The sequence below is a fragment of the Dialister sp. UBA1703 genome (genome assembly GCA_002320515.1).
GTDB lineage: Bacteria > Bacillota > Negativicutes > Veillonellales > Dialisteraceae > Dialister.
The window spans coordinates 5,150-5,371 of sequence record DCJJ01000040.1; the positions used below are offsets into that span (position 1 = coordinate 5,150).

General features: G+C 59.5%; 1 protein-coding gene. It reads left to right on the forward strand.

All coding sequences use genetic code 11. The annotated features are described in order from the left end of the window. Positions 1–222 (forward strand): hypothetical protein (locus B2Y11_RS01985; RefSeq protein WP_291055489.1); only part of this gene is annotated, 222 nt, incomplete at both ends.

Sequence of the window (222 nt, forward strand, 5' to 3'; positions counted from 1 at the left end):
GACCTGTACCGCCGCGTCATCAACAGAAACAACCGTCTGAAGAGACTGATGGAACTGGGCGCTCCGGAAATCATCATCCGCAACGAAAAACGTATGCTCCAGGAAGCAGTGGATGCTCTCATCGATAACGGCCGCCGCGGCAGAGCCGTATCCGGCCCGGGCAACCGCCCCCTGAAGTCCCTCTCCGACATGCTGAAAGGCAAGCAGGGCCGTTTCCGTCAG